General features: G+C 37.0%; 25 protein-coding genes and 2 pseudogenes. 6 read left to right on the forward strand and 21 right to left on the reverse strand.

Annotated elements, in window-relative coordinates:
- Positions 1-76: 76 nt before the first annotated feature.
- A complete protein-coding gene (locus tag CS937_RS03355) occupies positions 77-721 on the reverse strand; it encodes a hypothetical protein (protein ID WP_099157064.1) in 645 nt (214 codons plus the stop codon).
- Between the two features lie 216 nt (positions 722-937).
- On the opposite strand from CS937_RS03355, the gene CS937_RS03360 reads away from it, so the two are divergent.
- The gene (locus CS937_RS03360; protein WP_099157065.1) at positions 938-1,156 is read left to right on the forward strand and encodes a hypothetical protein; all 219 of its coding nucleotides are present in this window, start codon (positions 938-940) and stop codon (positions 1,154-1,156) included.
- Between the two features lie 386 nt (positions 1,157-1,542).
- On the forward strand, positions 1,543-2,148 hold the full coding sequence (locus CS937_RS03365; RefSeq protein ID WP_176555733.1) for an SEC-C metal-binding domain-containing protein: 606 nt from the start codon (positions 1,543-1,545) through the stop codon (positions 2,146-2,148).
- A gap of 32 nt (positions 2,149-2,180) precedes the next feature.
- Here CS937_RS03365 and CS937_RS03370 read toward each other — a convergent pair whose 3' ends face one another.
- Positions 2,181-2,597, reverse strand: a complete 417-nt coding sequence (locus CS937_RS03370; RefSeq protein WP_099157067.1) for a hypothetical protein — start codon at positions 2,595-2,597, stop codon at positions 2,181-2,183.
- A gap of 216 nt (positions 2,598-2,813) precedes the next feature.
- Between CS937_RS03370 and CS937_RS19630 the strand changes: the two genes are divergently transcribed.
- A complete protein-coding gene (locus CS937_RS19630) occupies positions 2,814-2,921 on the forward strand; it encodes a putative holin-like toxin (protein ID WP_245835680.1) in 108 nt (35 codons plus the stop codon).
- Positions 2,922-3,148: 227 nt separating this feature from the next.
- On the opposite strand, the gene CS937_RS19635 is transcribed toward CS937_RS19630, so the two are convergent.
- The gene (locus CS937_RS19635; RefSeq protein ID WP_245835681.1) at positions 3,149-3,274 is read right to left on the reverse strand and encodes a DUF6254 family protein; all 126 of its coding nucleotides are present in this window, start codon (positions 3,272-3,274) and stop codon (positions 3,149-3,151) included.
- A gap of 42 nt (positions 3,275-3,316) precedes the next feature.
- A complete protein-coding gene (locus CS937_RS03375; RefSeq protein ID WP_099157068.1) occupies positions 3,317-3,499 on the reverse strand; it encodes a hypothetical protein in 183 nt (60 codons plus the stop codon).
- A gap of 141 nt (positions 3,500-3,640) precedes the next feature.
- On the opposite strand from CS937_RS03375, the gene CS937_RS03380 reads away from it, so the two are divergent.
- Positions 3,641-4,429, forward strand: coding sequence for a nucleotidyltransferase domain-containing protein (locus CS937_RS03380; RefSeq protein WP_099157069.1), 789 nt, complete (start codon positions 3,641-3,643; stop codon positions 4,427-4,429).
- 132 nt (positions 4,430-4,561) lie between these two features.
- Entirely contained in the window at positions 4,562-5,980 is a 1,419-nt protein-coding gene (locus CS937_RS03385; protein ID WP_245835682.1) for a peptide MFS transporter, read from the forward strand.
- A 33-nt stretch (positions 5,981-6,013) separates the two neighbouring features.
- Here the strand turns inward: CS937_RS03385 and CS937_RS03390 are convergent, their stop codons facing one another.
- Together CS937_RS03390 and CS937_RS03395 are read right to left on the reverse strand one after the other, a co-directional pair.
- Complete coding sequence (locus tag CS937_RS03390) at positions 6,014-6,952, reverse strand: hypothetical protein (protein ID WP_099157070.1); 939 nt, start codon at positions 6,950-6,952, stop codon at positions 6,014-6,016.
- A 100-nt stretch (positions 6,953-7,052) separates the two neighbouring features.
- Positions 7,053-7,466, reverse strand: a complete 414-nt coding sequence (locus tag CS937_RS03395; protein WP_099157071.1) for an Lrp/AsnC family transcriptional regulator — start codon at positions 7,464-7,466, stop codon at positions 7,053-7,055.
- 130 nt (positions 7,467-7,596) lie between these two features.
- Here CS937_RS03395 and CS937_RS03400 point away from each other — a divergent pair, with 130 nt between their 5' ends.
- Positions 7,597-8,358: an MBL fold metallo-hydrolase gene (locus tag CS937_RS03400; RefSeq protein WP_099157072.1), complete on the forward strand. Its 762-nt coding sequence runs from the start codon at positions 7,597-7,599 to the stop codon at positions 8,356-8,358.
- Positions 8,359-8,645: 287 nt separating this feature from the next.
- On the opposite strand, the gene CS937_RS03405 is transcribed toward CS937_RS03400, so the two are convergent.
- From CS937_RS03405 to CS937_RS03470, 15 genes and pseudogenes are all read right to left on the reverse strand, one after another.
- Entirely contained in the window at positions 8,646-9,113 is a 468-nt protein-coding gene (locus CS937_RS03405) for a M50 family metallopeptidase (protein ID WP_176555734.1), read from the reverse strand.
- 485 nt (positions 9,114-9,598) lie between these two features.
- Positions 9,599-10,345: an SDR family NAD(P)-dependent oxidoreductase gene (locus CS937_RS03410; RefSeq protein ID WP_218012838.1), complete on the reverse strand. Its 747-nt coding sequence runs from the start codon at positions 10,343-10,345 to the stop codon at positions 9,599-9,601.
- Between the two features lie 509 nt (positions 10,346-10,854).
- Positions 10,855-11,703 (reverse strand): sialate O-acetylesterase, encoded by an 849-nt coding sequence (locus CS937_RS03415; RefSeq protein WP_099157074.1) that lies wholly within the window; start codon positions 11,701-11,703, stop codon positions 10,855-10,857.
- 282 nt (positions 11,704-11,985) lie between these two features.
- On the reverse strand, positions 11,986-12,327 hold the full coding sequence (locus CS937_RS03420) for an ArsR/SmtB family transcription factor (protein ID WP_218012839.1): 342 nt from the start codon (positions 12,325-12,327) through the stop codon (positions 11,986-11,988).
- On the reverse strand, positions 12,314-12,745 hold the full coding sequence (locus CS937_RS03425; RefSeq protein ID WP_099157076.1) for an SRPBCC domain-containing protein: 432 nt from the start codon (positions 12,743-12,745) through the stop codon (positions 12,314-12,316). The genes CS937_RS03420 and CS937_RS03425 overlap by 14 nt, the downstream gene beginning before the upstream one ends.
- 232 nt (positions 12,746-12,977) lie before the next feature.
- On the reverse strand, positions 12,978-13,415 hold the full coding sequence (locus CS937_RS03430) for a VOC family protein (RefSeq protein ID WP_099157077.1): 438 nt from the start codon (positions 13,413-13,415) through the stop codon (positions 12,978-12,980).
- 375 nt (positions 13,416-13,790) lie between these two features.
- Complete coding sequence (locus tag CS937_RS03435) at positions 13,791-14,300, reverse strand: DinB family protein (protein WP_099157078.1); 510 nt, start codon at positions 14,298-14,300, stop codon at positions 13,791-13,793.
- Between the two features lie 748 nt (positions 14,301-15,048).
- A pseudogene (locus CS937_RS03440) lies at positions 15,049-16,337 on the reverse strand (IS1182 family transposase); the annotation flags it as partial.
- Between the two features lie 156 nt (positions 16,338-16,493).
- The gene (locus CS937_RS03445; protein ID WP_218012842.1) at positions 16,494-17,297 is read right to left on the reverse strand and encodes a putative protein N(5)-glutamine methyltransferase; all 804 of its coding nucleotides are present in this window, start codon (positions 17,295-17,297) and stop codon (positions 16,494-16,496) included.
- Between the two features lie 175 nt (positions 17,298-17,472).
- Positions 17,473-18,288, reverse strand: coding sequence for a tyrosine-type recombinase/integrase (locus tag CS937_RS03450; protein ID WP_099157773.1), 816 nt, complete (start codon positions 18,286-18,288; stop codon positions 17,473-17,475).
- 75 nt (positions 18,289-18,363) lie between these two features.
- Positions 18,364-18,750, reverse strand: a pseudogene (locus CS937_RS19885) (NAD(P)H-dependent glycerol-3-phosphate dehydrogenase); the annotation flags it as partial.
- 163 nt (positions 18,751-18,913) lie between these two features.
- Positions 18,914-19,177: a hypothetical protein gene (locus CS937_RS19645; RefSeq protein WP_245835684.1), complete on the reverse strand. Its 264-nt coding sequence runs from the start codon at positions 19,175-19,177 to the stop codon at positions 18,914-18,916.
- Positions 19,178-19,406: 229 nt separating this feature from the next.
- Entirely contained in the window at positions 19,407-19,976 is a 570-nt protein-coding gene (locus tag CS937_RS03460) for a DUF2812 domain-containing protein (RefSeq protein ID WP_099157079.1), read from the reverse strand.
- On the reverse strand, positions 19,963-20,280 hold the full coding sequence (locus CS937_RS03465) for a PadR family transcriptional regulator (RefSeq protein WP_099157080.1): 318 nt from the start codon (positions 20,278-20,280) through the stop codon (positions 19,963-19,965). The genes CS937_RS03460 and CS937_RS03465 overlap by 14 nt, the downstream gene beginning before the upstream one ends.
- Before the next feature lie 310 nt (positions 20,281-20,590).
- Positions 20,591-21,073 (reverse strand): GNAT family N-acetyltransferase, encoded by a 483-nt coding sequence (locus CS937_RS03470; protein WP_099157081.1) that lies wholly within the window; start codon positions 21,071-21,073, stop codon positions 20,591-20,593.
- Between the last annotated feature and the right edge of the window lie 125 nt (positions 21,074-21,198).

Below are 21,198 nucleotides of genomic sequence, written 5' to 3' on the forward strand. Positions count from 1 at the left end.
TTTTTTCGTTTGAAGGGTTTTACACACTTTTTGGATCTTTGATAGTGAAAAAATCAAAGATCCATTCTCAGTCCACTTACTCCAACACAAACTCCATCTCAACCTTCTCCCCAACACTCTCAAAATTCTCATCATGTGCACCATCAACAATCAAATTTACTTTCCCAATATCCTTTACTGGAGAATCAACAAGAAACATTACGTCTCCTTCCTTATGCACCTTACCGATAAAATCGCCGCCAACACTATCAGAAAAGAACATATCTGCATCCACCTGATCACCAGTATCTGTTGTAATTGTAGCTTGATCCGGGTAGAAGCCAATTGTATCGTCAGAAGTGTTCTCCGCTTTCATTTTTAACGTAATCACCGTTACCTTATCTTTTCCGTCAAACATATCTCGGTAATCTTCATTTACTTCAAGATCGCCAACCTGGATTCCACTCACATTCAGTTTCATTGGGCCACTTTCCGCATTTTCATCCAATTCCTTATTTTTATAAGCAATTCGCATGGTGCCAATTTCCGATTCCTTAACCATTTCATCGTCTTTTGCTTCAGCCGTCTTTTCATTTTCCGCTGAGTCATCACTAGCTGTGGATTGATTTGACTCCGCCTTCGCGTTTTCCTCCGAATTGTCACTCGTTGCCTCGCCACATGCTGAAAGGACCAGGCCAGAAATGACCATTACTGCAAATAAAAATACTAATTTCTTTAACATAATAAAAATCTCCCCCTGTATGAATAATTTCCGTGCAGTGATTTTTCTATCAGCTGCCTCACTTTAAACCTTATCAACAGGGGTACACATTTTTTTGTACACCCTTAAATGATGCATGTATACAAATACGTTGAAATTTATGTACGGAATGCATTACTATTAAAGTAACTACGGATGTAAACGACAGGCTTTAAATAGATCTAAGAGGCGATTGCGTTGAGTAATAAAACAAAAGACAAGGAATTGGAAAAAGGATTAATGAACGTTCTCGATGGACTGAAGGAAACGCGGCATGATTTAGAAGAAAAAGCAGAAAAACGAACGTGGCGTGACATCAACGTACCTTCCACCCTTTACGATGCATTTAGCAGATTTACAAAAGATGAAATGACAGACATCCGGAAAACGCTTGACATTCCAAACGCTAGCAGCTAAAAAAAAGAAGAACTTATCATGCTACTAGAGACGAAAATACCGGAAATGTTTGAAACGATTTGCCTTCATTTCGATGTGGAGCGTTACAGCATTATTGATAAAATAGCCCATCAAGGGTTCAGTCGATGCTGCTAAACTTTCACTAGACCTGCTTAAAAACCTTGGGCAGCACGGCCTCATTTTTACCGGAACAAATAATGGGGAAAAAGTTGCCGTCATGCCAAGTGAACTGCTAGCGATTCCAAACCATCGATCATACAAAAGTAAAAGCCATTACACAAAGAAACACAGAATGGATTAAGCTGGCACAGGGCCTTCTATACTATTATGGAACACTTTCGGGATCCAAATTAATTGAAATGGTGGAAAACTATTCGAGTTACGATATGGATGCAAGGAAATTTTTTGACATTATGCACGATGCGGTGGATTGCTACAAAGAAATCAAAGTTTACAATAATGGCTTTTCACAAGGAAGGGTTTTCGATTCGGAGCGTATAGTGAAAGAGCACCGCAGCAGAAAAGATGTTCCATACTATCCATTTACCAAGGAACAGCTTCTAGATGCGGGAGTTCTGGATTATGTAGAACGAAACAATAGCTACAGGCAATTCGTCACCTTCCTTACACAAAACTATGAAATTAGTAAGAAGGAAGCAGATGGATTTGCTGAGGAATGTGTTTATGCTACCAGAATTGGGGATGGCCCACAGGATGTCCTTCAGTTTCTGCAACAAAGTTTTGAAATAGACAGTTTAGAAAAGGTACAAGCATTCACAGAACCACTTGTTAACCTGATGAATAATACGAGGGAATGGTTCCTTAAAGGATATACGTCAACAGAATTATTAGAAATAGATAAGAAACATATGCAGCCATTGCCAAACAACACGAATAACGTCATTGATTTCAAAACGAAAAAGAAAGTCGGACGAAATGATCCATGTCTATGCGGCAGCGGAAAGACATATAAGAAATGCTGTGGGAGATAAGCGGGACAGGGGGACAGACCCCTTGTCCCGCTTCATCTGGTAAATGGTTTCATTAAAAATCCAGCAATACCCGCTAGCAGTGCAATTATAAAAACAAGTAGAAAAAAACCTTTAATCCATTCCCAAACAGCATGCAGGAAACCGAGGAATACCTGCCATTGGTCTACTACCCAGTCCCACTTGAGCCATATAGCTATACCAATCACGATAATAGTTATAAATCCCCATAGAACCCACTTTAACTCTTCATATTCCTGTTTAAGCTCTGCTAATGCTGATTCTTCTTTCATTACTGACAATTCCTGCTGAAACTCTTTTTTTAACTCTCGAAATTCAGCCTTAACACTCTTTAATTCTGCTTTGACTTTTTTATGCTGTTCCTTGTCAATGGTAAACAAATTATCCTTCGTCCAAAATGCCTTTTTAAAAGGGTTCCATATTTTGCTCATTTTGCAATCCCCGCCAATTCAACTATCACAATCTGTTTTCCGTTTAAATATTTCAAAAAGCAACCAATCAATTCCAATTTAATCCAGCTGGAATTTTTCATAACATACGTTCCTATTTAACTATTAATCTATAATCCATTGAGATAAAATTAGTGTAGCAACTACATAGGTATAGTGAGCGGTTGGCCATCTTCCTTTATGAAGGGAGGTGGTAGGATGACGACATTTGAAGCATTAAGTTTAGTACCGCAATTTAGTCTTACACTAATAGCGACACTTACTCTAATCATATCTATTGTCGTCTTTCTAAATAAAAAGAAGTAACCGCTCACACGATCAATGGCAGCGATTACTTCTTCAGAAAAACATAGAATTGGTCAACCGCTCTTTATGCGGTCTGTAGTTGTCGGTACCCTAGTAGCTGTAACTAATAGGGTACCTTACTCTTATTATAAGAATAGATTTATTTCATTATACTGTCAATTCTTTCAGGGATGAATACATATTTAAAAGGACCCAAGCATTTTTAATTTTTGGGTCCTTTTAATAATTCACTTATCCTCATCTTTCCCCGCTTCTTCAGCTATCTGATCAAAAGACCTAACTTTTCCATGCGGATTTTGTGATGCTTTTCTGCCTCGCCATTCTCGTTCTTGTTGTCGTTTAGGTTTAGACATATGCATAGTACCCCTTTATCTATTGTTTAATTGAAAATGAAATCAATGCATTCCTTTCCACTGACCTTGGTTTTTAGATGCCTTTTCTTTTTTAGCCTTCGCTTTATGTGCACGATTTGCATTTGCACTGCCAAATTCCTTGGAGAATTCAGAATCCGTTTTACTGGAATCAAATCCTTTTTTATTTTTTTGTTGCGGATCATTTTTCTTTGTTCGTTTCGCCATCGATATCCCTCCCTTTTTGCTTTAGTATGAGTTAAGGAAAATGAAATATTCGATGAAGTATCTGGCATTATTAATGGTTTATCAACTTGTAAATAAGCATACGCTAACAACGTAAAAATCCGAATAACAGAGGTCATTACCATGGAACAAACTATTTATAAGACACTGAAACAAATAGAAGAAGATTATCATGTAAAAGTTCTTTATGCATGTGAAGCTGGCAGTAGAGCTTGGGGAATTGCATCCGAGGTTAGTGATTTTGATATACGGTTTATCTACATCCATCATCCAACACATTATTTAAGCATTGATCCCATTGGAACGGGTAAAAAACGTGATGTGATTGAACTGCCTGTCAATAATTCACTTGACGTTAGTGGTTGGGATTTAATAAAAGCTCTTCGCTTGTTCAGAAAGTCTAATCCCTCTTTACTGGAGTGGATTCACTCCAGTATTGTGTATTCCAAGCCTTATTCCACCATCCATAAACTAAAAAAATTGCTGCCATCCATATTCAACCCTAAGGAATGCATTTTTCACTATCTCAATATGGCTAAAACAAATTTTCGAAAATGCAAACGAACTGCTGAACCATTAGAGAGTAAAACAGTTATAAACGTTATAAGACCAATACTAATAGCAAAATGGATCAAGGAATATGATGAATTCCCACCTGTTGAATTTACTACATTACTTGATAAGCTCATTTCTCCAGGTAAGGTCAACGAAAGCATTCACATATTAATAAAGAAAAAGATAACTACAGCTAGCGACAATCTTGAAGTCAACATGGACCTTATTCTTGCGTTTGCAGCTAAAGAAATGAATGTATTGGAGGAGTATGCGAATCGTATAGATATGAAAACGCCAAACTGTACGAAAAAGTTGGATCGCATTTTTCAGGAGACATTGGGCGATGTCTGGGAATAGAGTCCGCGACTAAGATCACCTATAATTATCCGAAAACAACAACAATTCATTTTAGCACATACCCCGCTTCACTTTTACACAATACTATAAAATATCCCAAAAACACATATTTAGACATCTGGAGGGATTGTCTTGGACAGAATACAAGGAAACGTGGATAAACAGGTCAAAAGAAAACATCCACCTGGTTTATTTCTGTTGTTTATCACAGAAATGTGGGAGCGTTATAGTTACTATGGCATGAGAGGTATCCTTGTTCTTTACTTGACTGAACAGTTAATAAGTGGCGGTCTTGGGATGGACGATGCCTCAGCTTTACAGTTGTATGGTTTATATACAGGTCTCGTTTATTTGACTCCAATGATTGGCGGTTGGCTGACTGACCGACATATGGGCCTACGAACTGCTATAACCATTGGCGGGATAACAATGGCATTGGGTGATTTTACATTATTTGCTGTTCAGCATCAATGGGGCCTGTATTTGGGGCTAATTCTGTTAATCATCGGAAACGGGTTCTTTAAACCGAATATATCAACGTTAGTCGGTGAGCTTTACGATAAAAATGACGAACGCAAGGATTCTGCTTTTACAATATTTTATATGGGGATTAACCTTGGAGCATTTTTCTCTCCACTAATCGCCGGACTTATTTATGGTGAATGGTTTTACTCAAACCAAAACGGTGTTGAGTATTTTGGTTATCATTTTGCTTTCTTAGCATCTTCCATTGGGATGATTATTGGTCAAATATTGTTCTCGACACTTTCTAATAAATATTTGGGTGATATTGGTAAAAAACCATCACGAGACAAGGCTACCCCAGAAAATGCTGCAAAAGCAAAACCGTTAACTACGAATGAGAAGCATAGAACAACCGTTATCTTTATTTTAGCAGCGTTTGTTATTATGTTCTGGGTTGGTTTTGAACAAGCTGGTGCTTCGTTTACACTCTATACAAGGGATTTCATTGATCGGACGATCTTTGGCTGGGAAGTACCCGTTTCGTGGTTCCAATCATTAAATCCATTGTTCATATTAATTTTAGCTCCAGTTATATCAGCGATCTGGGTCAAGCTTTCACGATCTAAACGAGGAGATTTTTCCATACCGACGAAAATGTCGTTTGGGCTCATGCTGCTTGGACTTGGTTTTATGATTATGGTTCCGGCAGTATTAATTACCGGTAGTGATGAAGGTAACATTACAGTTCAGGCTAACATGTTATTTATGATTTTCACCTACTTGATGCATACGCTCGGTGAATTGTGCTTGTCACCAATCGGATTATCCATGGTTACAAAAATGTCGCCACTGAAATTTGCATCACTTTTAATGGGTGTTTGGTTCTTAAGCAACGCAGCGGCTAACTATTTAGCTGGGCATGTAGCTTCTTTAACAACTACTTTTGGGTACCTTGAAATTTTCGCCTATCTTGGTATCGCAGCTATTGCACTCGGTCTGCTATTACTAGCCCTAACCAAACCAATCCAAAAACTCATGCACCTTGATGAGCTGGATGACGTAGACGACACAAAAGGAATCAGATAAGCAGTGGGACAAGGGGTCAGTCCCCTTGTCCCGCTAATAAGACTCAATCAAATTCTTTCTTTCCTTTTCAATGGCAACTAATTCCCTTTCTTTTTGTTCAGCTTCTATCTTCAATTTCCTTAGGATATTATCCACGTTAAATTTTTGATTTTTTGCTTGTTCCAAGGAATCTTGAATTCTTCCTTGAACCATCCAATCCGATATGATTCCATCGAAGAAAAAGTCGGCAAATTTTAACAGCCCGGAAATCTCTATTTGCAAATTAGCGGTTTCATCTAGATCAAGCAATTCCTTTTGAAAGCTTCTCATTTTAGACTGTGCCTGATGAATAGATTCAGTAGCATCATCAATATGACTATGTTTAGCTAAACCTGAGATTGCCCCGCCACCAATCATATCGAAGGTACCCCATCCGGCAGCACTTTCAAGCGAACTTACAGCATTATTAAGTTCGTATGTAACACGATTTCCCGCGTTAATCGCTTCATTCAGCTCGGTAATATACGCCTGTACGTCACCCTCCTGCTCACTTAAATCGTATAATGCATCCGCGGAAGCAGAATTGCTTTTAGTAATCAGTTCTTCCTTTACGGTCAACACTTTTCGATATTCATTTTCAGCATTTGCCACATCTTGTAATTTAGTTTGAAGTACTGCAATAGAATCGTTGATTTCATGTTTCGTTTTCATGGCTTCCTTCAGCATCAATTGTACTGCCGCTACTTCTTGTTTTTCCTTCCGCAGCTTTTCTTCTTTTGATCCGAAAAATGTTTGAAATAAGCTCGTCAAACTAATGCCTTCCAACTTCTCAACACCCTTCATTTCATCAGCGAGCTGATCTTCCAGATTAACAATCGTATTCTCTATTTCTGATAATTCATCTCTATAATCGGTTAATTGTCTTCCCCATTTTTTCTTGCTGCTCAGTGCTCCTTTTATTTGCACTAGTTGTTGATTTATTTCTTTATACATGTAAATCCCCCTTCGTAAACCTATCTTAGAACATTTAATAAAACGGATATAATGTATACGTTTTAAGGAGTGTTTACGTTTCATTTTTCTATTAAAGCAGCTATTCTTTATTAATAACAATCGATAATTTATAGCTCACATAATTGCTCAAGTCTGTTAAAAATGCATCTACTATTTCATTGGATGGAAATTTACATTCGAGCATATAACAACTTTCGCCACTGACTTTGTAGTTGTTTATAACATATTGAGCTTGTTTTTTTATGAACGATAAATAAGGTTGATGATTTGTACTTTTCGTAAAAATATGTATAATTGCATGAACAGAATACCCCATTTTTACTTGGTTAACTTTAATCGTATACCCTTCAATAACACCACTGTCTTCCAATTTTGCCACTCTTGCTGCTGTAGCTGGTCCTGTCAAATGGACTTTCTCGCCTAATTCTTTCATTGTAATCCGACTGTTTCTGGATAGTTCATCTATGATAAAAATATCTGTGTTATCCAACATTTCGCTAACTCCTTTCATAAATAAAGTAAAACGGACAAAAGACTTTACTTAATCTATGTATCCATCTATAGGTGATAGTTTAGAATATACATTGTTCAAACAAAATTTCAAAGAAAAGGAGTCATCTCATATGAATTTACAACACATTCGAAATGCAACATTACTAGTAGAATACGCAGGGAAAAAGTTTTTAATCGATCCAATGTTGGCGGAAAAAGGAGCTTACCCGCCCTTCCCAAATTCACCAAGACAAGATCAGAACAATCCTTTGGTAAATTTACCAACATCCATTGACCACATTATTCAAGATATTGATGTGGTCATCGTCACTCATCTCCATCTTGACCACTGGGATGATGCTGCCAAAGAATCATTGCCAAAAGAAATTAAAATATTTTCTCAAAATGAAGAAGATGCGATAGAAATTAGAAATGCTGGTTTCAAAAATGTAGATGTTTTACAAGAGGATACAGTTTTCGAAGGTATCCAATTAATTAAAACCAAAGGCGAGCATGGAAGAGGCGAAATCTTAAAAGCTGCTGGTCTAGTATGTGGCATTGTCTTCAAACATGTTACAGAGAAAACATTATATGTTGCTGGTGATACAGTTTGGTATGATGCCGTTCAAGAAGTAATTGACACACATGATCCAGAAATTATTGTCGTAAACGCTGGTGATAATCAATTCGATGAAGGCGGTTCTTTGGTAATGGGAAAAGACGATGTCTATCATATGTATAAAGCTGCTCCCAATGCAAAAATTATTGCTGTCCACATGGAAGCTGTCAATCACTGGACATTATCAAGAGATGAATTAAAAAACTTTGCTAACGAAAAAGAATTCTCCTCTACTGTTTTAGTACCAGATGACGGAGAATCATACTCATTTTAGGAATCAAATCAGACAGAAATAATAATTTTCTGTCTGATTTTTTCTTTCAGTTCAACTAATTTGCTGGATAGTTGAACATACTTCTTCATCCATTTTTCAAGTATTACTTTTTCGTATTTTGGTCTCTAACTTGTATTAGTAATGTTTCTAGTCAACTCAGTTTATAGTTACGTTATTTACATAAGAACTACTTCTTAATGACAGAAAAACTGCGATATCTTTTTGTATTAACCTGCTCCGTCAGTACAAGTAGCAATTTCCCCTTAGCGAATTATAAAATAAGAACTCTAATTTTGTCGAAATAGTTTTATCACTTTATATCCGTCACTAGATATTCCATTATAAGCACCAAAAAAAGATGGATACTTTATTGGTATTATTGTTATAACAAATTGTGCTAATGCTGCATTTGCAACTGCTTTCATTAAATAGTCAAATATACTTGGAAAGTTAACATAATAAATTAGTACAAAACATGTGCTACATAATATTAATGAAGAGATTGGACCAGCAAGAAATATAAAAATATTATTAATTCTACTCTCCTTTTCAGATGAAACATCATAGCTAAAAAAGCCAACCCAGCCACTCAAAGGTTGAATCTTTAAAGTTAGTCTTCCAAACGTTAAACCCCTGCCTTCAAATCGTTTCCCTAACCTAATCTCTACGGGTACTTTTAACAATCGAGAGGCTACCAAGGAATGACCAAGCTCGTGGACAAAAGTGGTAAATGGTAGAATAAGTGCAACAAACAATAAAAAAGTTAATAAAAACTCTACTATGTTTTCACCCCCTCTACAATTTTGTTATTTTTCTTTCATTTTATCTAATGTTTCAAGTATTCCCACAACAATAAACCATATTTTCATTTTACCATAAATATCCTATCAATCTTATTAAGTTATTCTGCTGCGTCAGCTTACGTATATCTTTTCACAATCTCCATTTTATTAACATTTAAATTATCTTAGTGAAGATCTTCCACAAAATGGCCATTTCAAAAAATAACGCAAATCCTTATTTAGGAAAAGCGCCAGATAATTGAATTTAATTTTTCTATTGCATAGTATCGTTGTACCACGCAGTAAAATCGGATCAGTTTTTGATTTTAATTATGTATGGTTAAATGCCAATATATTTTCCACAATAGACCCTAAGGATACTACCAAAATATAATGGTGTAGTATATTTAAGATCTTTTTTTCATTCAGCTTATTAAGATAACACGACATTTTTACTTTTAGGGGAGGCTCAACTTGGACATCCTGCCGCCATCCACTGTATAGACCTGACCTGTGATAAACCCAGCCTCATCGGCTGCAAGAAAAGCCACGAGTGCAGCCACTTCCTCGGGGGAGCCCGTACGGCACACAGGGTGGATGCGAGCGATGTTGCGTCGAAACTTCTCTGGATCAGCTATACTTTCGATCATATCGAGGTTTAGATCGGTATCGATCCACCCGGGTGCCACCGCATTGCAGCGGATGCCTTCATGGCCATGGTCCACCGCCACTGAACGAGTCAGGCCATGAAGCCCGGCCTTGGAGGCGCAGTAGGCAACATGCCCGGGATTAGCCGCCAACCCTTCAACTGAGCCGGTATTAACGATGCTGCCTTTCGTCTTGCGCAGGTAAGGCAACGCTGCGCGTATCAGTAGGAAGGGGGCAGTCAAGTTTAGGTTGAGGTTGCGTTGCCAATCCTCAAGGCTCAATTCTTCGATCGCGGCTTCCTGCATCATACCAGCATTGTTGATTAGCACATCAAGTCTCCCAGTGTGGGCGATAACCTCAGTAATGATCTGTTCCGGTGTATGTGGGTCGGAGAAATCTGCGGTGATCGAGTCAAATTCCTTGTCCTCGCCTCGCTGCGCGGTGATCACAGTCGCTCCCTCGTCACGCAACCGGCGGGCGATGGCCTGTCCAATCCCCGAACGCCCGCCTGTCACCAGCGCCACCTTATTTTCAAATCTCTTTATTTGATTTGTCATTATAATAACCTCCTTATACAAAAATCTGGTCCAATAACCCAAGAAAGAGCGCAATATTTATTCCATTCTTGCGTCCGTTTCTGCTTAACAATCCCCTCAATAGTTATTTGATTTTCTCCACCAAAACTTCTGCTACTACTTTAGCAAAAGTGATAACCTTTATTGAATAATCACAACAATTAGTTTATTTACAACTCTTCACATAGCTACAAGATTAAATCGAACGTCCAAACTCTGTAATTACAAAATCAGTAGAATATATTTATTTTTTTCTCTCGATTCTGATTTCCCCACTTCAGAAATACGTTGAATCAATCTTTTATATTCTAATTCTAACTGTTAAATATTCTAATAACATGAACCTTTGATGTAATTGACTACAGACTCGTAATTTTGCTCATTCATAATTGCCATAAGTTCATATCCATACAAACCTGTTTTTTTTAACAAACCTAAGATCAAAAGTGGAATCAATTGATCTCTCCTCATAAAATGAGATTAATTTTGCTTTACTTACTTTCATTAATATTGGAGACATTAATAGAAAATTCCTCAAAACTCAATTGTCCTAAGGCAAACTTCATACTTTGAACAAATATACGTTCATTTTTATTTAGTTCGCGTTTTGCTTCCTTTTCAATCCATTCATGCTCTATATCCAAAATATCTAAAACATGCTTTTGTTTTGAAAAAGCTTCATAGTATCTCAATCCAAATTTTCTTTGAGAGATAGCATCAATATGAATACCATCTGGATTTGCTGTTAAGCCTTTTGATGTTACAAAATAGCAATTTTTTTCGGCATAAGCAACTTTAGATAATATCTGGTTTATTTGTTTATATTCTACAGCACTTTTTCCAAATCCGACCTCTCCAAGGTAATGTCCCAACTCACCAATAATAATCGGGATATCTGGTACATTCAATTCTTCTCTCAAGTGTTTAAATAATGAAAGCAATTTATCTTCATACGTCTTATAACGTTCTCCGTAACTGTCGCTTTCCCCTTGGTGCCACAAAATTCCCACTATTTCACTTGTTTCCATAGCAAATTTTGCTTCAGAAATCGCATGTCTTGTTAATAGTCCATCAATTGACCACTCATCAATAGTGCTTCCTCCCTCGGCACATGTTATTACCCCAATGGACTCGCCCGGATGATCCTCCGTCCAAGCCTGAGCAAAAGAGGCTGCTGGCCCGACACCAGATACGTGACGATCAAAATTAAGTGGTTCTGCCATCATTTGCCATCTGCCGTTTCGCAACATATTTATGTGCTCATTATAAATCGGCGGTACATCCTCAATAAATCCTCTGCCTGCCATGTTGGATTGTCCGATTAATAATATAGATTTCATAAAAAAACCTTCTTTCTTTGTTTGCATAGGTCTAAATAGACTAAACAGGATTAAGAGTACAGCCTAATTATACTTTTTTGTGAAGTCGATTTTGTCTTTATTCAACTAAATGACCCTTATGTACAATATGGGGCGCTCTTTATTATTAAGGAATCGCGCCCTTTTCTTGAATAAAAGTGGATGTAAATTAACGGTAAAGCAAAAAGATTCCCCCTTCAAGGAAATCCTTTTGACTTTATTACACAGCTTGATCAAAACTTGTCTCTATTTAACTTTCAATTATTAATCTTCTGCTATGCGCTTAATCCAATCTAATTTTCTATCCCAATCCTCAGCTAGATTTTTCATCCACTCTGCTGTTGAAGACAGTTGCTGTGGACACACCTTATATCTTACTTCCCGCCCAACACGATTGCTGGATACAAGCCTAGCATCTTTTAAGATTGTTAGATGTTTAACAACTGCCTGACGAGAAACAGTTACCGTAGTTGCTAATGTTGTTGCTGTAGCTTGTCCCCTTAAAGCGATTAGATCAAGTAACTCTCGACGTGTGGGGTCTGCTAAGGCGATCAAGATATTTTCGAAATTATTACTATCTATAGTTGCCAATTTATTGCTCAGCACGCTTCCGCAGTACTTCCATTTGCATCTCCCAGCCATGGACATTCCCTTTAAAGAACTTGCTTCGCTCTTGTTCGGATACTGCAAGGTGTGAAAAGCCACTTTCAACTACTCTAAGTAAAGTTCCCCCATCTTTTGAAGTCAATTTGAACTCAACTAGCGTAGAGTTTTCTCCTTTTGGTTCCTCTCCGGCAAATGAACTTGCCCACCGACATGCAAGGTAATTTGGTGGTTCTGATTGTTCTATCAACACTGGGAATTGTCCGTACTTCGTGTCCGCTACCACACGTGATCCATCTACTTGAACCTTGTCCGGCCCAGGTGCATCACCAACCCACCTTGCCGGTTGGCTAATTAACTCCCATACCGTTTGGATAGGTGCGTTAATAAAAATCTCTCTTTTAATTCGATCATTAGCCATTACTACTCCTCCTTTTCGCAAGTGCAACCCAAGTGTAGCACATTAGAGGAATATTTGAAAAAAAATATATTTATTCCTTTCAAATAAACTTAAATCAGAACAGGTCTTACATTATCTGCATTTTTGTTTAAGACATTCCATAAGAAAAGAGAGCAAACAAGAGCTTGTATTTCAATTTCTTGAAAATCAAGGGATAGTGTACTATTTGATTAATCCAGTGGTTCCCTAATATTTATCTGATTTGCTCCGCCAACTCTAAAATAATTCCCTCTGGACCACGAACGTAGCATAACTTATAACTTTCTTCATATTGCTGTATCTCACTAAAGAATTCCGTGCCTTTCTTTTTCAGTTTTGCAACAATAGCTTCAATATCTTCAACAGCAAAGCAAATATGTCGGATACCCAGCGTATTTGCAAAAGGCCGCTGAATACCTTTTTCATCTGAAGGCGTATTAAATTTGACTAGCTCTATCCATGCCTGACCATCTTGCATCCCCAATCCAACACAGGACGTTTTAACATCATCAAGCCCAACTATTCTATCCAACTGTTCTCCATCCAATTCCCATTCGGCTTGCACTTCAAGTCCTAAATCAAGAAAAAACGCTTTTGCCTCTGAAAGATCATTGACGTTTATACTCACATGATCTATTCTATTGATCTTCATATCTCATACCTCCTATGTTCCTGTTATTTCAATACCTGTATTCGTGTAAAGTTTGTTTGTAATTCTAATTCGTTTAAAACTGAAAATATCCTTCTTTAACAAACCTGCCCCATTAGTGAAAAAGCGTTCTTGACGCTGTTGCAGAAACGCAACCGTTACTTAAATAAGTATTACAATTTTTTTAAGCACAACAATAAATTGCATCATCCAACATAAATTATCTCCTTAGTTCTGATTAAAAGTATAGTAAATTCGCTATAAAGGGTAGCGTCAGGAAAATGCAGATTTACAACGTTAAGGAAGTTTCAATATTAAAAAAACCTAATTTTTCAGCATTAAATGAGAAATTAGGTTTTTTCATTAATAGAAAAACACTTATAAGTATTTATCACTAATCACTTTCATATGGTGTATCTCGTGCCCTGCAATGCCATATGCAATGGTACCTATCGAAACTGGGCTGTTCATTACAGTTCCATTACGAACCCACGCTGCATCATCAATGGTTGAAATAAGGCTTAACGTGTTGCAGCGTACCGTGTCTAAACCAGCTAGTAATTGCTCCCAGGATAATTTGTTGAAGTTTGCCGCAGAAACGTATTGATCCTGATCCATTTCTGGGAGTGGTGCACTTTCATTTCGTGCAATGGCAAGCATACGATAAGACATCACACGTTCCGAGTCGGTCATATGCCCAATCACTTCTTTTAAAGTCCATTTCCCTGGTGCGTACGCCTTCCTTGCTGACTCCTCTGATACGCTGCTTAAGAGGGTAATGGTCTTAGTTCGTTGCTTACTAAGTATTTCTTCAATATCTCCATCTGGCACAAGACTAACATACCTATCATGCTCTGGATTTTCAATAAATAATGGTCGTGGACGCACAAGAATCCTCCTCATCGGAATAGTTAATTATGGTTCTAGTCTAATATTCGACTGTCAAGAAGATATTTCCTTTATTTTTGATATTTAATTTCATTACCGCAAGATACTTGCAAATTAAAAAACTTTATTATCTCTGTACAATTGATTTATGCAGTTAACATAATGCAGATAATAATGGATTAATTCACTTTTTTTATTCCACTAACCTGCCCGTAATGATTTCTTGTATAAACCTGCTAAATAGTTTCAGTACATTTCTTCATAAGTTTACTTTCATTTTAAAATAAACATCCATTAACTTTACGAAATGTTGCTAAACAATCTGACCCTATAAAACCAGATTGGAAAAACCAAATAAGTAATTGTTTTGTGATTTCAATTGATCAAAGACGCTCTCACTACTTATTTCTTTTACTTTAAGCCTTTCAATCATTGTTAATACATGCTTTATTTTTTGTTTATCTTTAATCATTTTTGTCAATTCTTCAGAAGTAGAATCATCCTCTACCTTTTGAATGAATAACTGGCCTGATAAGCTTTTTTCTTTAACTTTTACAACTTCTTCATTTTCAGAACAGGCGCTTAATAAAAATATAACAAATGTTAGACTTAAAATTAAATACCTCTTAATAATAGCACCCCCATTATTTTAAGTGGTTCAAAAAGCTAGACTCGATACACGAAAACGTATCAAACATCTAGTAACTTTAAAAATACCCAATTACGCTCCGAAATGATTGTCAACAAACCTCAATGGACAATCGGAACAATCTTCACATTCATAAACTTTAAATGTTCGTGTATAACCATATTTGTCAGTTCGATTAGATAGATATTGGAACGCCAATTTTTTACCATTCGGACAGGTAAATGAGTCGTCTTCTTCACTATAATCCCAATTGGTTATGTTAAAAGCGTTATCCATATATTTCTTTTTCTTCTCTTTTCGATACATGCTATATGTAATAAGCGGGGTACGTTTTCGGTTCTCGATGACATCTTCGTAGTTTTGTTCACTTCCATAACCTGCATCAGCGACGATATACTTCGGTAACTTAAAGAAACTTTTCTCGATATTATCTAGAAAAGGAATAAAAGTGCGTGTGTCTGTCGGGTTTGGGAATACATCATAAGCGAGCGCATATTGTCCTTCTGTCGCAAGCTGTACATTATAACCTGCCTTTAGTTGACCGTTCTTCATGTAATCATCTTTCATTTGCATAAAAGTGGCATCATGATCTGTCTTAGAGTAACTGTTGCGTTCTCCAAAGATCCCCATGTCTTTTTAGTATTTCTGCTTGCGTGCCACATAATCCTTGAATTGTTTACGGTATTGTTTTGGTTCTTTACGCTTTGAACGAAGTTGTTTCCGATCATTCACATCCTCGCTCGCTTCTATTTTTTTATCATACTCGTCAACCTTCTCATCTAGCTTCTCGACTACTTTTACGAGTTCTTCGGTAGAAAGTTCCTCCTGACTTTCCCGTTCTATCTCTGGAATAATTTCTTTTTCCAGTAATTCATCATACATTTGGTTGGACTTTTCAACCAAAGCTGAACTGTATTTTTCAATGGACGCCAAACAAATGTAAACTTATTGGCATTTGCTTCAAGCTTGGTACCATCAATAAAAATGGCTTTTTCATCAATCTGTTTTTCTTGCACAAGTTGACAACGAAATTGTACGAAGCACTGACGTAATAATTCTTTGACTTCTTCATTTACGCGGAAACGATTGATCGAGCGGTAGCTTGGTTCATATCCTTGGGCTAACCACATCATACGCACACTAACTTTAACTAATGCTTCGATCTTTCTGCTAGAAAAAACAGATTGCGTGTAAGCACACAAAATTATCTTTATCATCATTCTTGGATGGTAAGCAGGACAACCTGTTTCATGCAAAAACTTAGCGAATGCTTCATTAGGGATATTTTCCACTACATCATTTACGGCATAGGCAATATCATTTTCATTAATTTTTATTTCTAAATCCAAAGGCAAAACTACTTGATTCATGTTATAATCTTTAAACATAAGGACACCTCCGATAGTTATTGTGTGGTTACTTTAATTTTATCAAAAGGTGTCCTATTTTCTAACAAAAATTTAAAAATAAAGAGTGGTTTCTCCAACAACTTATTGTTGGTGGAAACCACTCTTTATTTTTACTGGGTTTTGTCCCAGCCTCCGTTAATTGAAGTTCGTTCCGATAACGACAGTAGCGTCTAGTTCCTCATCTTTGGCTATTTTCGCTGTCAATCCGGTACTACTAAAGATTTCAAGGGTCCGGGGTGCTTGCATTTCACTCGTCTCTATCAAAAGATGTCCTCCCGGTGATAACCAGTGAGGTGCTTCTTCTGCTACTCTTCGCTGAATGTCTAGGCCATCAGCACCTCCGTCAAGTGCCACACGAGCTTCATATTCACGAGCTTCTTGAGGTAGTCGTGCAATCTCCTCGGTGGGTACATAAGGTGTGTTACATAACAGAATGTCTACGTGACCTCGCAGTGTAGCTGGCAGCGGCTCATAAAGGTCACCTTCGTAGACGTGACCACCAATAGAATTGATATTGCGACGGGCGCACCGCACCGCGGCGGGATCAACGTCAGAGGCATATAACTCGATCCATTCTAGGGTAGCGGTGAGTGCAGCGCCTAATGCACCCGATCCACAGCAAAGGTCAACTACAACAGATCCTGACTCAGCTAGGTCGATGGCTTGTCGGACAAGAAACTCAGTACGACGACGGGGGACGAAAACCCCTGGGTCCACCGAAATCTGAAGATCACAAAACTCTGCCCAGCCAATGACATATTCGAGTGGTAAACCACCGGCACGCCGCTCTACCATGTCGACGAGGTCAGCCGGCATCTGTGCCGCAGAAATAAGCAATCTTGCTTCTTCTTCAGCGAAAACACAACCGGCGCTCCGAAGCCTGTCAATTATACATTTTTCAATTTTGTTGTCCTGAAAGAAATTAGTTTTTTTCCTTATTTTATCCACCACTTTTGATAAGTTTGTTTGTAATTCTGTATTCGCTAAAAATAAAAAATATCCTTCTTCAACTAACTGGCCCGATTCATAAATAGTTACTATTTCTAGAATTGTTTATTTAATTTTAACACAAAAGGTAATATTGGAAATACATTACATACAAAAAGCGCCACCACTAAAAATATTTGCTGTAAAAATCATGTCTTAATTTTCCACTAAGATGAGCATAAATTCTTGTAGTCTCGCTCTTTTCATGCCCTAGAAGACTTTGAATCACTTCTAAAGGAGCACCTTTGTCAATCATATGAGTTGCATAACTGTGGCGTAATTGGTGGGGATGAATCGTTTTTTTTATTCCAGCACGATTTGAAATACGTTTAACAATGTATCTCAAAGTATCTATACTCATGCGCCTTATGGGTTTACGTTCTGTGGCAAATAAACAGGGGTCATCATCATCGCGTTCATCTAAATACCTCTTTAACCAAATTGCACAACGTATATTAAAATAAACTTCTATTTCCTTATCACCTTTTCCATGCACAATTACGGAGTTTCCTGTGAAATTAATATCACGCCTATTTAATTTTGCAACTTCTCCGATGCGGCAGCCTGTGGAATAAAAAAATTCAAATAAAGCATTTTCCATTGATGTGTGACATCCTTCTCGAAGATGCTCTATTTCATGTTTTGTAAGAAACTTTGGAATTCGCATACCTAACTTAGGTTCTTTTAACTTTGCAGCTGGTTTTTTTAAAATTAAACCTTCTTCATGTGTCCATTTAAACAGCGACCTAATAAAACGTACATGTTCTGCGGCCTCACCCAAGTATTGTTTCAAACTATCTGTTGTAATAGCGCCCATTCTGATATCACCGAAATAACGCTTTAAAAGATCACATTGAAATCCATACATCTTTAAAGTAAGAAGAGAATAACCTTCAATTCTTTTATCAGATTGGTACTTTTCCCATGCTTCCGACAACAACATGTTTTCACACTCCCATACTATTGCATTACAAATTGGAAGTTCAACACCATACTGACTGGATAATTCCCTAATTGCCTTTACAGTTGAAACTCCTTCTGCTAATTTTTCAAACTTTTCTCCTTCAACTAATCCTTGCCCGAATTTTCTATTATGGCTATGCGCCGAAAATAATGTTGCTTCATAATTTCCCAGGTGGCTTAACCCATATATAGTTAGATCATTTCCTCCCATGGCGCTAACCAGACGAGAGATTTCTCTAGTTCCCCTTGCCATAAGTGAGCCTTTCAAACTGCTGTAATTCAATCCATCTAACATTCCTGCCACTATACCCATAACGTTTTTTGTAGCAGCACCAATTTCGTTTCCAATGAGATCCTGTCCATAATAAAATCTAATTAAATCGCTACTAAATTCCTGTACAATCATTTTAGTAGTTTCAATATCTTCAGAACCTATAACCATACAATTAGGTATATCTTTCACAAAATCTTGTACATGCCCCGGTCCTATCCATACTGCCTAACTTATATTTTTTCCAATCTCTTCACTGAATACTTGAGTAAGTCTTTTTCCACTAGTAGCCTCTATTCCCTTCATACACAGAATAAATGTTTTACCCCGTATGTCACTTATAGCGCTTAACTGGTTTGCAAACTTGAGCACTAATAGAAATAATAGTAATATCACTAAAAGAAATTGCCTTCTCCAATGAATTACTTAATTCTATATCATCTGGTATTGAAAGGTGATCGTTTTTTCTGGTTTCTTGCAATCGATTGTAATTTCTTGAACTTTCCCTTCCCCATAACATTACATTATGTCCAACTTTGTTAACATACCAAGCTAAAAAGGTTCCCCAACGCCCACATCCTAAAACTGAAATATTCATATTTCACCTTCCTCTTTTGTTAATTAAATCTCAGGTAATATTGTATCCCTAACTTTTTTACATGAATAATTATTTTAAGTATATTCCTTTAAAATCTGTATCTATTTTAACATAAATATCTAACTATCTTTGAGAAGGATCTTTCAACAATCTGGCCCAATTGTGGTAGATACATTATCCTCCGTTACTTCTTTGGATTAAAAAGGTTTATACTTTAATCTCTAGCATATTATTTTTCCTTTAACAATGAATACTTTCGATAAGCTCTATAGAAACTGCTGCCAAAGAAAACAACCATAAGTACGGGAAGAGACCTCAAAAGGACAAATGGCGTCTCAAATAAAAGTGCCTTCCAAAACAATGATCCTTTCATATTCCAAAGACCTTCAGTTAAATATAATCCCGAATCCTTATAAATCGAATAAGAAAAAAATAAACACAGCATACCCAACCAAAATGAATAACCCATTAATCTTTTATAATAATTACCCATTGATTGGCGGTCCGAGAAAATTTCATTTTGATCATCATCTTCTTTTTGCCAATACTGTCTCCCACCTAGTCGGTGCCCTTCTATGTGGCTCCAACCAAAATCTTCATATATCGCCATGTATTCCTTGAATTTTTTCTTTGGTAAATAATCCTGATAATCAAGTCGCATAACATATCTATTGTCAGTTTTTTCAAAAGTGTATATCCCCAATCCACTAATAGTTGTACAGCGATAGCCCTTTTGCAGTTGTTCGTTCAGCCATTGTTCTTCTTTTTCAATATCAAAAAACATGTTAAACATCTTCATTTGAATCATCCCTTCCGTACAAGGATAAAATATGCAATAGCCTTTCTTGTTCCATTTTCAAAATGGCGTTTCCTTCCGCAGTTATCATATAAATTTTTCTCCTGCCCGAATTTCCAACAGGTTCAATCCAACCATGTTTATTCAAGTTTTCAATCGCACCGTATAATGTACCAGCCGCTAAACTAACAGTACCATTACTTATTTGTTCTATCTTCTGCATTACGGCATAGCCGTGGAGTGGCTCACGTAGAGCTAATAAAATATAATGCATAGTTTCAGACAACGGCAATAATTTATGTTTCATATTCTCATCCTCTATTCAGTTTAACTATATAGTTTGACTTAATAATAATGTAATACAGTTCAACTGAATAGTCAACTGCATTTTTAAAATTAATCGTAGGAACTTAAAGTAAACCCTTTATAATTAGGCAAAATTTAACCCAAAAAAATCGATTTCCCTTACGCAGGAAAATCGACTCTTTGTGTTAATCTTATTCAATTGAATGGACTTTAAGTACGATATGGGCACGACTCTAATTAGGTAATCGTGCCTTTTGTTTAGGTTTGCTTCTCAAACACCCACATTTTTGATACATCTTGATAACCCAATTTCAGGTATAAAGGATGCCCATTTGACTGGAAGCAAGTACACTCTTGACAGCACCTTCCTGCTTGGTATCAATAAGCATTTTTCGGCAAAGTGCTTTAACCATTCCTTTGCCACTATGAATTTTTGAAGTAGATACATTATCCAAAAAACATACCGTATTATCTAATAGTAAATAGGATCCATGAGATGCCGGATGCCCGTTTTCCTCACCAACGTAATAATGCAGATTTGGATCATCTAATTTTGTAAGATCGATCACAGTCTTATCGAAAAAATGATTGATGCATAGAGCTTCTTCCTCGGTTTTGACACGCTTTATGAACTTATTTTCTATTTCAAAAGACCAGCTGTCCAGATTTAAAATCATAAGAAAATCTGTACTTTTTATGGTATACCCCTGTGCATCATAACGATACGGCTTTTCATTAGAAAATATAGTAAGCCAATAGTCTTTTTTGGTGCCTTGTTTATTTATGGTTTCCATAACGGGAGCAGGATTTGCATTATAAACGAAAAACTCATCAGTTCTGCCAGCAACAGTTGTACCAAATGCAAGATGTTTTATAGAATCATAATCGTGTAATTGGCTTTTGGGTTGGCGGCTACAGT

Origin of the sequence: Virgibacillus ndiopensis, assembly GCF_900187325.1 — a bacterium.
Lineage (GTDB): Bacteria > Bacillota > Bacilli > Bacillales > Amphibacillaceae > Virgibacillus_E > Virgibacillus_E ndiopensis.

What these genes read in the sequence shown, in the direction of transcription:
- CS937_RS03355 (WP_099157064.1), bottom strand. Translation starts at nt 721, where the DNA reads ATGTTAAAGAAATTAGTATTTTTATTTGCAGTAATGGTCATTTCTGGC.
- CS937_RS03380 (WP_099157069.1), top strand. Translation starts at nt 3,641, where the DNA reads ATGGAACAAACTATTTATAAGACACTGAAACAAATAGAAGAAGATTAT.
- CS937_RS03415 (WP_099157074.1), bottom strand. Translation starts at nt 11,703, where the DNA reads ATGAAATCTATATTATTAATCGGACAATCCAACATGGCAGGCAGAGGA.
- CS937_RS19630 (WP_245835680.1), top strand. Translation starts at nt 2,814, where the DNA reads ATGACGACATTTGAAGCATTAAGTTTAGTACCGCAATTTAGTCTTACA.
- CS937_RS03410 (WP_218012838.1), bottom strand. Translation starts at nt 10,345, where the DNA reads ATGACAAATCAAATAAAGAGATTTGAAAATAAGGTGGCGCTGGTGACA.
- CS937_RS03470 (WP_099157081.1), bottom strand. Translation starts at nt 21,073, where the DNA reads ATGGAAACCATAAATAAACAAGGCACCAAAAAAGACTATTGGCTTACT.
- CS937_RS03395 (WP_099157071.1), bottom strand. Translation starts at nt 7,466, where the DNA reads ATGTTGGATAACACAGATATTTTTATCATAGATGAACTATCCAGAAAC.
- CS937_RS03460 (WP_099157079.1), bottom strand. Translation starts at nt 19,976, where the DNA reads ATGAAGATGTTTAACATGTTTTTTGATATTGAAAAAGAAGAACAATGG.
- CS937_RS03365 (WP_176555733.1), top strand. Translation starts at nt 1,543, where the DNA reads ATGGATGCAAGGAAATTTTTTGACATTATGCACGATGCGGTGGATTGC.
- CS937_RS03370 (WP_099157067.1), bottom strand. Translation starts at nt 2,597, where the DNA reads ATGAGCAAAATATGGAACCCTTTTAAAAAGGCATTTTGGACGAAGGAT.
- CS937_RS03430 (WP_099157077.1), bottom strand. Translation starts at nt 13,415, where the DNA reads ATGAAGATCAATAGAATAGATCATGTGAGTATAAACGTCAATGATCTT.
- CS937_RS03450 (WP_099157773.1), bottom strand. Translation starts at nt 18,288, where the DNA reads ATGTTGTTGTCGGAAGCATGGGAAAAGTACCAATCTGATAAAAGAATT.
- CS937_RS19635 (WP_245835681.1), bottom strand. Translation starts at nt 3,274, where the DNA reads ATGTCTAAACCTAAACGACAACAAGAACGAGAATGGCGAGGCAGAAAA.
- CS937_RS19645 (WP_245835684.1), bottom strand. Translation starts at nt 19,177, where the DNA reads ATGAATATTTCAGTTTTAGGATGTGGGCGTTGGGGAACCTTTTTAGCT.
- CS937_RS03400 (WP_099157072.1), top strand. Translation starts at nt 7,597, where the DNA reads ATGAATTTACAACACATTCGAAATGCAACATTACTAGTAGAATACGCA.
- CS937_RS03465 (WP_099157080.1), bottom strand. Translation starts at nt 20,280, where the DNA reads ATGAAACATAAATTATTGCCGTTGTCTGAAACTATGCATTATATTTTA.
- CS937_RS03390 (WP_099157070.1), bottom strand. Translation starts at nt 6,952, where the DNA reads ATGTATAAAGAAATAAATCAACAACTAGTGCAAATAAAAGGAGCACTG.
- CS937_RS03425 (WP_099157076.1), bottom strand. Translation starts at nt 12,745, where the DNA reads ATGGCTAATGATCGAATTAAAAGAGAGATTTTTATTAACGCACCTATC.
- CS937_RS03375 (WP_099157068.1), bottom strand. Translation starts at nt 3,499, where the DNA reads ATGGCGAAACGAACAAAGAAAAATGATCCGCAACAAAAAAATAAAAAA.